The organism is Armatimonadota bacterium (assembly GCA_018268395.1).
Taxonomy (GTDB): Bacteria; Armatimonadota; Fimbriimonadia; order Fimbriimonadales; family Fimbriimonadaceae; genus JAEURO01.
In genome coordinates this window covers 956,723-969,025 of record JAFDWQ010000001.1, presented here as the reverse complement: position 1 = coordinate 969,025, position 12,303 = coordinate 956,723, and the positions used below count along the sequence as shown (strand labels likewise).

The window sequence follows — 12,303 nt, the reverse complement described above, 5'->3', positions numbered from 1 at the left end:
TCTACTCGGCAGTCCGTTCGAAGGTCATCTTGCCGATCTCGAAGCGGTAGAGGTCACCGGCTTCGTCATAGAACGCCTTCGATTCGCCCATCGAGACGACGTTCGCCGACACTTTCTTGCCGCCGACGACGATCTCGCGCTTGCCTTCGAACTTCGCCTTCGTTTTGGCCCAGGCCTGTTCGCTGACGCGGAAGGCGTAGAACTCGACGCTTTGGCCGACCTTGGGCCGGTCGCGCAGGAACCAGAACTCGGCCGTGTTCGCGACGGACCCCTGCGGACGGACGACCTTGTTGGTCTTCGGGCCGGATCCGTTGTCGCTGACGACCTGCGCTCCGTCGGGGTCGAACGTGACGACGACCGACGTTTTGCGCGACGTCCCTTTGTAGGTCTGGAGCATCCGCTTCGGCTCGCCGTCGGCCGAGTACGACGACTCCTGGATGACGTCCACCGACTCCCCGTTCTCGTACTTGAGTTTCATGGTCAGACGGACGAGCTTGTTGCCGTCTTCGAGGAGCTTGTTCGTCATCGTCGCGGTGCCCTTCAGACCGTCCGGTCCCGTAATGGAGAGCTTGACGTCACCGGCGAACGCGCTTGGTGCAAGGCAGACCGTGAACAAGGCTAGGTGTCTCATAAATTGTCCAAGAGGAGACGCGCCGCCCGTACCCCGGATTCGAACGCCAGCTCGGTGCGGCTTCCTCCGATGCCGTCACCCGCGATCACGAGCCGGCTCATCGGACTATTGACCGTTTCGAACGCCGTGACCGTCTCCGGATGACTGTACTTGTACCTGACCACTTTCGAGACCACGGGATCGGCGAAGTCCCTTCCGAGAAGACGGCTCACATCGCCAAGTGTTTCTTCCAGGATGGTCTCGTCGTCCGCGTCGAACCGGCGTCTGCTGTATTCGGAACCCATTTGGGCGACGAACGACGAACATCCCGCAGGCGCCCGTTGCGCCGACTTGGTCGATTCGACGCTGAGCCAGGCCAGCGGATGGGTCTGGTCCGGCCCGACGAGGGCGTGATAAGGCGGCTCGAATGCCTTCTGGAACCCTAACATGACCGAGAGGCAAGAACGATAGCGGCAAAGAGCGAAGCGGTTGCCCTCGGGAGACACGATCGATGCCGCGATCGGGAGCGGCACCGAGACGACGACCGCGTCGAAAGGCTCGCCGTCGACCGTATAGCCGTCCTTGCCGTTCGGATCGATCGAAGCCACGGACCGGTCTGTCACGACGTCGAGTCCTGCTGCCAGCAACTGAGGGAGCCGACCGATCCCAGGAGCGTAGGTGTACCGGGGCGTCCTCGCCGCAGTGACCCCCGATGTTTGGACCCGGAACCCGTTATGGGCCATGACGGGTTGGGGGATCGCGACGAGGTCGTCCTTTGGGAGCTCTTCGAGCATGACGCGGCCAAGGTCGCGGCCCAACGGGGCCACGCTCGTCGCCCCGTAGTCGAACGTAAATCCTTCGATGGTCTCGCTGCGGCAACGTCCGCCGATTTCGGAAGCCGACTCGAAGACGACGGGCGAGGCACCTCCCGCTTTCAACGACCGCGCAGCCGCCAGACCGGCAAGACCGGCTCCGACCACCGCGATACGTGGGCCCATCGCACCGGTTTTACCTTTCGCAACCTCTATGTGCTGGAACAGGTAACGGTCTTTATGACCCTTGACGGAGTGCGGACCGTTTTGCGCACCGACCCGGCTTCGATTACAATGCCCCGACAGATGAGCGAGAACTTCGAACACCTTCAAAGCGAGGAGGACGTCGAAGAGATTTTGCGGCTGGCCGTACGTCAGACGGGCTCGGACACGGGTTCGCTCAGGGAGAGGCTGGCCCAGAGCGCCGACGAACTGGGCATCAGCCCGGAAGCCTTGGCCGAGGCCGAACGGGAGTGGGCCGCGAAACGCCGGTCCGAATCCGCGCGTGAACTGGAGTCTGGCGACCGGTCGGCGTTCAGGAAGATGAAGGTCGCCGAGCTTCTTCAGCACGCCGGCGTCTATGCGATCGTCAACGCTTTCCTGCTCTGGATCGACCTTCGCAACGGTGCCCTCAACTGGGCGATGTGGCCGATCGCCGGATGGGGGATCGCCGTGGCCCTCCATGCGCTGAGCGTGTTCGTCCATGGCCCGGACGAAGAAAAGGAGTTCCAGCGGTGGCGGAAGAAGCGGACGAAAAAGTCGAAGGAGTCTTGATTCCCGGAACGTCCTAGGCCGTGTCACGTTCCTTAACGTCGGCCGCAATAGGTTCGTACGGCGGTTCGTCGCCGCCGACCCACAATCCACGGCCTCCTTCGGGGGGCCGTCCTATCTTCCGGAAAACATCAGGGCCGTCAGGAAGTAGTTAGCGACGTAGATCAAGACCATGCTGGCGACGACCGTGTTCGTGGTCGCTCGGCCGACACCGACCGCCCCTTCCTTGGTGCGCAGTCCTTGCTGGCACGCGACGACCGCGACCACGAGGCCGAACACGACCGTTTTCAGCATCCCGTTCGTGAAGTCGGTCGGCTCGACGAACTGTCGCACCGAGTTCCAGAACGAGCCCATAGGCACCCCTCCGCGGTACACGGACACGATCTCTCCGCCAAGGACGCCGCTGTAGATCCCGATCAGGCAGAGGACGGGCAGCATCGTGACGCAGGCCACGATCCGCGGGATCACGAGATAGTTCGTCGGATGGACGTTCAACGAACGGAGGGCGTCGATCTGCTCCGTCACGGCCATCGAGGCGATTTGGGCGGCCATCGCCGACCCGGCCCTCGCCGCGACCATGATGCCGGCTAAGACGGGCGCGATCTCACGGGTGACGGCCAGACCGATGGCCGCTCCGGCGAGGTTGCTCGCACCGTATCGGACGAGCAGCTCGGCCGAGTAAAGGCTGAGGACGGCCCCGCTTGCAAAGGTCGTCAGAGCGACGATCGGGACGCTGGCGACCCCGATGAACGCCATTTGGTTCACGGTCTCGCCGATCTCAAACGGACGGCGCACGATTCGCCGGACCATGTCCAAGACCAGGAGCGTGCATTCGCCGACGAACGCAAGGGGTTCGACGACGGCTTTCAACGGCCACCCGAATCCCCGTCCGTCCGTCGTCGCCACCCGGTCAGGATACCGGCCGTCGTCGTCAGGATGGGGCTCGACCGTCGGCACCACTCTCGCCGAAGACCGAGGACTCGTGTTACACTGCGCCGCAATGACCGAGACCCGGGAACCGGACGCTTCGGCGACGACCGCCTCTGAACGAACGTTCGTCGAGCGCGCCAAGCTCTGGACGGTCATCGCCGCTTCCAGTGCGGGAACGTTGATCGAGTGGTACGACTTCTACATCTTCGGAAGTCTGGCGACGATCATCGCGACGCAGTTCTTCCCGGAGACCGACCCCACCACGGGCCTCCTGTCGACCCTCGCGATTTTTGCGACCGGCTTCATCGTCCGGCCGTTCGGCGCCCTGGTCTTCGGCAGGGTCGGAGACCTCGTGGGCCGCAAGCACGCCTTCATGGTGACGCTCGTGATGATGGGCCTCGCCACGTTCGCGATCGGGTGCGTCCCCGGATACGCCCAGATCGGCATCGCCGCACCGGTCCTCGTCCTCTTGCTCCGGATGACCCAAGGTCTGGCTCTAGGCGGAGAATACGGCGGCGCCGCCACCTATGTCGCCGAACACTCGCCCGACCATAGGCGCGGTTACTTCACGAGCTACATTCAAACGACGGCGACGCTCGGGCTACTGGTGTCGATCATCGTCATCGTCGGCGGCCGGATGACGCTCGGAAAGGAAGCGTTCGAAGCCTGGGGTTGGCGCGTCCCGTTCTGGCTTTCGAGCGTCCTGGTCGTGTTCTCGTACGTCGTCCGGCGCAAGATGCAGGAGTCGCCCGTGTTCGTCGAGATGAAGGCCGCCGGCAAGCAGTCGAAGAACCCCTGGCGCGACAGTTTCGCCGATCCCCAGAACTTGAAACTCGTCACCATAGCCCTCTTCGGCGCCGTCGCCGGGCAAGGGGTCGTCTGGTACACGGGACAGTTCTACGCCCTCTACTTCCTCCAAACCGAACTCAAGATCGAGCAAGTCCTTGCCAATACTATCGTGGCGTCGGCGCTCGTCCTGGCGACGCCGTTGTTCGTGGTGTTCGGGGCGTTGTCCGACAAGATCGGGCGCAAGTCCATCCTCCTCGCCGGGTGTCTGCTCGCGGTCTTGCTGTACGTCCCTGTCTTCCAGGCCGTCTCCGGATGTGCCGACGTCAAGGCGAAGACCTTACAGTCCCGATCGACCCCTTCGACGCCGAAGACGACCGTTGCGAAGAAGGCCGACACGAAACTCGGGATCCTGCCAGGCGACTCCGTGACGGAGACGAAGTTCGGCGTTTCGTTCACGGACGGGACGACCGCGACCGAAGTCCATAAAGACGTCATCAGTCCCGACGGCCGGTCGCTCAAGAAGTCGGTCGTGGAGTTCGCCGACATCAAGCTGAACACCGGAAGCACGATGGCCGTCCTCGGCCTTGTCTTCGTGCTCGTGGCGTTGGTCACGATGGTCTACGGCCCCATGGCCGCCCTCCTCGTCGAGATGTTCCCGACCAAAGTGCGCTATTCCTCGATGTCCTTGCCCTACCATCTGGGCAACGGCGTCTTCGGGGGCCTTGTCCCGTTGATCAGTACGGCGATCGTCGCGGCCACCCACGTCCGTACCGCGGGGCTTTACTATCCGATGGCGGTCGCAGCCTTGACCGTCGTCGTCGGGGCCCTGTTCTTGCCCGACAAGCGCGACGTCCGTCTGAGCGACTAAAGCGCTCCGGTTGAAACTTCCGTCACCCCCGGACCATTACGGGGGTCTGTCGACCCGACGATCCGTCGGGCCGGCGGGATGACTTGGAATGAAGACACCTCTGCTGATCGCCCTGTTCTCTTGTGCCGCCTCGTCGGCCTTCGCCGTCAACGACGCCGTCGGCGACTTTATTTCGACCTATACCGGACCGCCGAACGCGGACGTCGACGTCGTCTCTGCGACGGTCGGCTATGACGGTTCGGACTACGTCTTCAGCGCGACGATGGCCGGCGTCATCGGATCGACGACAGGTGCCCTTTACGTCTGGGGTTTCGACCGTGGTCAAGGCACCGCACGGTTCTCACCGTCCATTCCCGGTACCGAGAACATCCTCTTCGACTCGGTGGTCGTCATGCGGCCCGACACCACGTTGACGGTGACGCGGATCTTCGAAGGAGGGTCGACGAACTTCGGTGCCGGGACCGTCACCGTTTCGGGCGCGACCTTGACCGCGAGAGTGGCCAAGTCCGAGCTGCCGAACCAGGGGCTCGCGTTCGACAAGTACACGTGGAACCTGTGGCCGCGCGTCGGGACGGGCAACAACAACCAGATCTCCGACTTTGCGCCGGATCACGAGAACGCCGCCGTCGACGTCGTGCCCGAACCCGTCACGCTCGTCGCCCTGGGAACCGGGCTCGCCGCTTTCCTTAGGAAGCGCCGCCCGGTCCGCTGACCTGGCCCACTAACGTGTCGCGGCCCGCGGACAGGGCCGCATCCAGGCCGGCGGGGTTCTTCCCGCCGGCCGTGGCGAAGTCCGGGCGCCCGCCGCCGCCGCCCCCGGCCGCGGTCGCGACGGCCTTAACGATGTTCCCGGCATGGGCTCCGGACTTGACGGCAGCCTCGCCGCATTTGACCGCGAACAGCAACTTGCCGTCGGTGGCGTTGGCGATCAGTGCGACCCTGTCCGGGCCTTGTTCGACGATCCGGTCCGCCCGCGCCTGGGCGTCCTTCGGATCAGCGTCGCGGAGCTTCTCGACGACGAGCGTCACCGGGCCGATCTGTTCGCTCGACTGCTGGCCGCCGGTCCCCTGCTGGGCCAACCGTTCGCGCTTCTTGCGTTCCTCGCGCAAAGAATCGAGAGTGCGGTCGATCGCCCCCACGATCTCCTTGGGGTTGGACTTCAACCGCTCGGCGGCCTCGCCGAGCAAGGCCTCTTGTCCGAGAGCCCAGTCGTAGGCGCCCAACCCGGTGACCGCCTCGATGCGGCGCACGCCGCTCGCCGCGCTCGCTTCGTGCAGGATCTTGAAGAGGCCGATCTCGCCCGTGTTCCGGACGTGGATCCCCCCGCAGAGTTCGCGCGACCAGCTCGGCTCGGAAGGGCCCATGCCTCCGATCTGCACGACGCGGACATGTTCGCCGTACTTCTCACCGAAGAGCGCCATCGCCCCCATCTTGCGGGCCTCGTCGATCGGCACGTCGGTGTAGACCGTCACGGGTTGCGCCTTCAACACTTCCTCGTTCACGATCCGCTCGACCCGCGCCGTCTCTTCAGGCGTCATCGCTTTGCCGTGCGTGAAGTCGAACCGTAGGTGGTCGGGCCCGACGAGCGAACCCGCTTGCGTCACGTGGCCCCCCAGCACTTGGCGCAGCGCAGCGTGGAGCAGGTGCGTGGCCGTGTGGTTGCGCGTGACCGCCCGACGCCTGTCCGCGTCGACCTCGGCGTCCACCGCTTGCCGGAACAACTGTTCCTGCAGCACTTGCGCGGCCTCGGACTGGGGTTTGCCTTCGTGCCCGAGCGGCGCGTCGGGTTCGACGAGGTGCACGATGACGCCGTCCTGCTTGGTGACGTCGACGACCCGGAGCACCGACGACCCGGCGCCCGGAGACAAGACCGAAAGAGTCCCGGTATCGCTCACCTGACCGCCGCTTTCCGCATAGAACGGTGACTCGTCGAGCGCGATCACGACCGGGCCCGTCGCGACGCCGTCCTCGTCCACGTCGGGCAAGGCGCCCACGATCAGGCTCTTGGCCGACGTCGTCTCATAGCCCCTGAAAGCCGTCGGCGTCGGCTTGCCGTCGTCGGTCTCGAAGACGAACAACTGCACCACGCCGCCATAGACCGTCTCGCGTTCGTCGGCCGCGCGCGACCGCTCCTGCGCCTCGGCCAGAGCGCGCTTATAGCCCGCCATGTCGACCGCCACGCCCTTCTCCGCGCAGATCTCCTGAGTGACCTCGAGCGGGAAACCGTACGTGTCGTAGAGCCGGAAGACGACCTCGCCGTCCAACGTCTCGCCCGGACGCTTCGAACCCTCGTCCCAGTCCCGCAAGTGCGTCGCCAAGATCTCGGACCCCGCCTGGAGCGTGCGGCGGAACTGCGACTCCTCGTTCTTCAGCGTCTCCGCGATCACGTCCCGGCGGAAGTGCAGCTCCTGGTAGTGGTCGCCCATCGCGTCGATGATCCCGTCGAGCACCTTGTGCGCGAACAGCTCGTCGAAACCGAGCACCCGCTGGCCTTTCAAGACCGCGCGACGGATCAAACGGCGCAGCACGTAGCCGCGGCCCGTGTTCGAAGGCAGGATCCCGTCGGCGATGCAGAAGCTCGCGGCGCGGAGGTGGTCGGCGATGATCCGCATCGCGCGGTCCGTCGTCTCGTCCGACCCGTACGCCGTGCCCCGCCCGCAGGAGGCGATCGCGCGGAACAGCGGTCGGAAGACGTCGGTGTCGTAGACGCTCGACTTCAGCCCTAAGACCGCCGCCGAACGCTCCAGCCCCATGCCCGTGTCGACGGACTGGAAGGGCAGATCGGGCATCCCCGTCTTGGTGTAACCGCCCTCCGGCACAGGCAGGCCCTGCCACTCGTACTGGATGAAGACGTCGTTCCAGAACTCCAGCCAGCGCTTCTCGGCGTCGTCCCGGATCCAGTCCTCGCGGCTATAGCCCGTGCCGTCGGCCGAGACCACGGTCGGCGGGACGGGGTCGTCCGAGACCCAGTAGAACATCTCCGTGTTCGGGCCGCAGGGGCCGGGCGGGCCGCTCGAAAACGCCCCCGCGGGCCAGTAGTTCGTCTCTTCGCCAAGCCGGAAGACGCGCGTCGCCGGGTCGATCCCGACCGATCCGAAGTGCCGCGACCAGCAGGCGAAGGCCTCGTCGTCCTCCTCGAACACCGTCACCGACAGCCGCACCGGGTCGAGGGCGAGCCACTGCGGCGAGGTGATGAACTCCCACGAGAGGTCGATCGCGCCCTGCTTGAAATAGTCGCCGAAGGAAAAGTTGCCCATCATCTCGAAGAAGGTCAGATGGGAGAGGTCGCCGACCTCGTCAATGTCGCCCGTGCGCAGGCACTTCTGGGCGGTCGCGAGGCGCTTGTTCGGCGGCTCGGCGATGCCCCGGAAGTAGGGCTTGAACTGCACCATCCCCGCGCCGTTGAAGAGCAAGGATTCGTCGAGACGCCCGGTCACGTCGACGGGCACGAGGGAGCCGCTCGGAAAGGGCGTGTGCCCCTTCGATTCGAAGAACCCCAGATACTTTTGCCTCAGCTCGCGGACCGTCATCCAGGCGCAAGGGTACCGGGAAGCCGGTTCCGGCTACGGGAAACGTCATCGTGGGGCCGGCGGACCAAGGGGCAAGACCGGTTGCACCCCGTGTTCGTCCATCCGTCTAACGGGCGTGTCGATCCTGCTTGTGCGGTCGTCAAGGGCACAAGGCCGGTCGTCGGCCTTGACAGGGGACATGTCCGACGTACGGTTCTTCCTGTCCTTTTGACAAGGTTCCGTGTCAAGTCGACAGGAGCGTGTGTCAGGTCTGCAGGAGCCTCCGTCCTGTGACCGGACACACGGACATGTAGGATTGACACACAATCTTGCTCGCTTGACACGCGGTCATGCAGCGTTGACACGCGGTCTTGCAGGATTGACACACAATCTTGCTCGCTTGACACGCGGTCTTGCAGGGTTGACACGCGGTCCTGCAGCATTGACACGCGATCATGTAGACAGTACACGCAGTCTTGCAGGTTTGAGGCGCGGGCGGGTCAACGAGACGGACGTCTCACGCGTTGTTCCGACCTGAAGCCGGCCGGTCTGCCGAGCGCCCGCCACGTGGAGACTTCGTCGCAGGCGTCGGCGATCCAGGACGCGCAGGCTTCCGGGCTGTCGAGGACGTCTTCCGCCGGGATCCGCAGCACGCACAGGCCGAGCGACAGGAGGTGCTCGTCCCGCGCCTCGTCTTGCGCCGCGCGGCCGTCGTGCCAGGCGCTGTCGATCTCGACGTCGAGCCCGACCTCGGCGCAGAAGAAATCGAGGACGTAGGGGTCGTGGCGGTGCTGCCTCCGAAACTTGCGGCCCCACTGCTTCTTTTGGAGCTCCTGCCAGAGCAAGACCTCGGGCAGGCTCATGTCGGCGCGGAGCCGCCGGCCTTTCCCGACCGTCTTCGCCGACCGCACGCGGGGTTTCGGCATGCGGCTGTTTACCCCCTCCGTCCCGCCGGAGCGGTCCACCTCCCCCGATGCCGCGCACGATCATCGCGGAATCAGGGGAGGACCTCGTGGGCGTGAGATCCTCCCCTGATCGCGGATGGTCCGTGCCGCACTCGGGGGAGGTGGCTGCGGGATGTCCGTGCCCGCAGACGGAGGGGGTCGGAGCGGGTCAGGCGATGGCGCGGAGTCTGATCGGCTTCTCACGGCGACCTTCTCGTCAGAGAAGCGAAGAAGGTCCTCCCCTGAACGCGGATGGTCCGTGCCGCACTCGGGGGAGGTGGACCGCTCCGGCGGGACGGAGGGGGCGAGAGGCCGAGGTTCACACCAACGACGCCGGGTCGACGTCGATCACCAGCCGCGCCTTCGACGCTTTCAGCCCTTCCAGCGCGTCACGGACCGGGCCGGGGTCGGAGCCGGGTTCCATCTTGACGAGGATGTGGCGGCGCCAGAGGTTCTGGAGCCGCTCGATCGGGCAGTCGACCGGCCCGAGCACCTCCACTCCTGCCAGCGCAAGGCGGAGGCGTTGTCCCGCGACGGCCGCGAGCCCGACGACGTCCTGGCGGTTCTCGCCCGTCACGAGCACGTTGACGAGCCGCTTGAACGGCGGATAGCCGGCTTCGCGCCGTTGCTCGAGTTCGCTCCGGTAGAAGCCTTCGTATTCGTGGTCGCGCGCGCAGAGCACGGCCTCGTTGGTCGGGCTCAAGGTCTGGATGACGACCGTCCCCGGCGACGTCCCTCGGCCCGCCCGCCCCGCGACCTGGGACAGGAGTTGGAAGGTGCGCTCGCCCGCGCGGAAGTCGGGAACGTTCAGCGACACGTCCGCGGCGACGACCCCTACGACCGTGACGTTGGGGAAGTCGAGCCCTTTGGCCACCATCTGCGTCCCGACGAGGATGTCGTTCGTCCGGCTCCGGAAGGCGGCGATGGTCTCTTCGAGCGCGCCCTTCTTGCGGGCGACGTCCCGGTCGAGACGGCTGACCTTGGCGTCGGGGAACAGGGCCTGGACCGTCTCTTCGACCTTTTCGGTCCCTGTCCCGAACGGCGCGACCCGTGTTCCGCCGCACTCGGGGCACGTCTCGGTCACGTCCTCCTGGTGTCCGCACTGGTGGCAGCGCATCTTGCGGTCGCGGCGGTGGAAGGCCAGGGAGACCGCACAGTGGGGGCACATGAACCGGTGGCCGCAATCCCTGCAGATGAGGAACGGCGAGTAGGCGCGGCGGTTCAAGAAGAGGATCGCTTGTTCCTGGCGAGCCAAGGCTTCGCGGACTTTGTCGTCGAGTTGCGGCGACAGCACGGACGGCCTTCTTTCGCGGTAGAGCTGGGCCAGATCGACCACCTCGACGGTGGGGAGGACGGCCTCGGCGGCCCGGGAAGGGAGGCGCAACAGGGTCGTGTCGCCCCGCTCGGCCGCGAAGAACGACTCGATGCTCGGCGTGGCCGACCCGTAGACGACCGGGCAGCCCGAGAGTCGGCCCAGGTACGACGCGAGCGCTTTGGTCTGGTAGCGGGGGGCGTTCTCCTGTTTGTAGCTCGACTCGTGTTCCTCGTCGACCACGATCAGTCCGACGTTGGTGAGCGGGGCGAAGACGGCGGACCGGGGCCCGAGCACGACCGGGCACTCGCCGTTCTTCACCTTGAGCCAACTGTCGAGGCGCTCGGCGGGGGTCATGTTCGAGTGGACGACGGCGACCTGGTCGCCGAACCGCTCGCGGAGTTGGGCGATGACTTGGGCGGTGAGGGCGATCTCGGGGACAAGGTACAGCACTTGCCTGCCGCGCTTGAGGGCCTCGGCGGCGCAACGGAGGTAGACCTCGGTCTTTCCCGAGCCGGTCACGCCGAAGAGCAGGAACTCCTCGTGGCGTCCTTCGCGGAGCGGTCGCCCGATCGCATCGATGGCGGCCTGCTGGTGGTCGTTCGGTCGTGGTGGGGCCTTGAGGCCGGACGGGGATCCGGACTCTTCTTCGAGCAGACCGGCTTGGACCAGAGCTTTGATCGTCTGGTCGGTGACTCCGCCCAAGCTCTTGATCTCTTGCACGCTGAAACTCGCGGACTCAGACCCTTGGAGCCTCATCAGGGTGACCGTCTGTGCGGGGCGTCTTTTGCCCGGACCGGTCAGGAACGTTTCGACTTTGGCCTGGTCTGCCGTCAACCGGAAATGCCCGGTGAGCCGGTTGTCTTCCCGTCGCCGGCTTAATTCGACGGACTGGACGGCGAGACCCCGGCGCTCCAGGGCCCGCAACGAACTCTTCGCCCCGTCGGCCAGAGGGGCGGCTTTGCTGTCCGTGAGTCCACCGTGGTCCTTGAGGACGCGCAAAGCTTCCTGTTGGGCGGTGGTCAAGGGTTCGTCGCATGTCGGGCGCGGGTCGACCGCCCGCCACGTCGTCACCAGCCTTTCCCGCACCGAAGGAGGCACGGCGACCGTCAAGGCGACGGACATCGGGCTCAAGGTCTGCCGGGCGACTTCCCGGACAAGGTCGAGGGTCTGGGACGGCAAGGCCAGGCCCTCGACACGCGCTCCTAACGGCCTCAGGCGGGACGGTGCGAACCCGAGCGATCGTTCATCGGCTTCGCGGACGGCGAGCACGTAGCCGATGGCGCGCCGGGGACCGAGCGGAACGAAGTACGCTTCGCCGGGCACGGGGACAGGCGACTGGCCCGCCAAATAGGTGTAGACGGCTTGCGATCCGGCGCTCTTCGCGTCGAGCCCGACGTCGGCGACCAAGAACGTGTCGATCCCCAGAGAATGGCACAGTATCCTGGGCGGGTGACCCGTCAGGAGTACCTCGCGGAAATGGACGATCTTCGTCAGGCCCTCGGGCTTGTCCCCATGCTGGACCTGTTCTTCGTCGTCGGTCGGATCTACCGGGACAGGGCGTTCACGTTCGTGGACGAGAGGTTCGGGGTGGCGTCGACGTTGCGGGCACGTTGGCTATGGCTCGAGGCCGAGCGGGGTTGGGGGCAAGATCCCAACGGCCCGGACGTTCCGGCTCCCGTCAAGGGCGTTCCGCCGCCTGTCCTCGTCGAATGCGAACGATGGCCGCTCGAGCACGGTCGGCACTGACCGGACCCG

10 protein-coding genes are annotated in these 12,303 nt (G+C 65.7%); 4 read left to right on the top strand and 6 right to left on the bottom strand.

The window, feature by feature from the left end; all coding sequences use genetic code 11:
• Window position 1 precedes the first annotated feature (1 nt).
• Together JST30_04455 and JST30_04450 are read right to left on the bottom strand one after the other, a co-directional pair.
• Entirely contained in the window at window positions 2–631 is a 630-nt protein-coding gene (locus tag JST30_04455; protein MBS1713569.1) for a hypothetical protein, read from the bottom strand.
• On the bottom strand, window positions 628–1,608 hold the full coding sequence (locus tag JST30_04450) for an FAD-dependent oxidoreductase (GenBank protein ID MBS1713568.1): 981 nt from the start codon (window positions 1,606–1,608) through the stop codon (window positions 628–630). The genes JST30_04455 and JST30_04450 overlap by 4 nt, the downstream gene beginning before the upstream one ends.
• A 120-nt stretch (window positions 1,609–1,728) precedes the next feature.
• Here JST30_04450 and JST30_04445 point away from each other — a divergent pair, with 120 nt between their 5' ends.
• Complete coding sequence (locus JST30_04445; GenBank protein MBS1713567.1) at window positions 1,729–2,196, top strand: 2TM domain-containing protein; 468 nt, start codon at window positions 1,729–1,731, stop codon at window positions 2,194–2,196.
• 111 nt (window positions 2,197–2,307) lie between these two features.
• On the opposite strand, the gene JST30_04440 is transcribed toward JST30_04445, so the two are convergent.
• Window positions 2,308–3,099, bottom strand: coding sequence for an ABC transporter permease (locus tag JST30_04440; GenBank protein MBS1713566.1), 792 nt, complete (start codon window positions 3,097–3,099; stop codon window positions 2,308–2,310).
• 94 nt (window positions 3,100–3,193) lie between these two features.
• Here JST30_04440 and JST30_04435 point away from each other — a divergent pair, with 94 nt between their 5' ends.
• Window positions 3,194–4,780, top strand: coding sequence for an MHS family MFS transporter (locus tag JST30_04435; GenBank protein ID MBS1713565.1), 1,587 nt, complete (start codon window positions 3,194–3,196; stop codon window positions 4,778–4,780).
• 88 nt (window positions 4,781–4,868) lie between these two features.
• On the top strand, window positions 4,869–5,492 hold the full coding sequence (locus tag JST30_04430) for a PEP-CTERM sorting domain-containing protein (GenBank protein ID MBS1713564.1): 624 nt from the start codon (window positions 4,869–4,871) through the stop codon (window positions 5,490–5,492).
• Here JST30_04430 and alaS read toward each other — a convergent pair.
• From alaS to priA, 3 genes are all read right to left on the bottom strand, one after another.
• Complete coding sequence (alaS, locus tag JST30_04425) at window positions 5,467–8,310, bottom strand: alanine--tRNA ligase (protein ID MBS1713563.1); 2,844 nt, start codon at window positions 8,308–8,310, stop codon at window positions 5,467–5,469. The genes JST30_04430 and alaS overlap by 26 nt on opposite strands.
• A 479-nt stretch (window positions 8,311–8,789) precedes the next feature.
• Entirely contained in the window at window positions 8,790–9,215 is a 426-nt protein-coding gene (locus JST30_04420) for a DUF559 domain-containing protein (protein MBS1713562.1), read from the bottom strand.
• A 337-nt stretch (window positions 9,216–9,552) separates the two neighbouring features.
• On the bottom strand, window positions 9,553–11,955 hold the full coding sequence (priA, locus tag JST30_04415; GenBank protein ID MBS1713561.1) for a primosomal protein N': 2,403 nt from the start codon (window positions 11,953–11,955) through the stop codon (window positions 9,553–9,555).
• 42 nt (window positions 11,956–11,997) lie between these two features.
• Between priA and JST30_04410 the strand changes: the two genes are divergently transcribed.
• On the top strand, window positions 11,998–12,294 hold the full coding sequence (locus JST30_04410) for a hypothetical protein (protein ID MBS1713560.1): 297 nt from the start codon (window positions 11,998–12,000) through the stop codon (window positions 12,292–12,294).
• The last annotated feature ends 9 nt before the right edge of the window (window positions 12,295–12,303 follow it).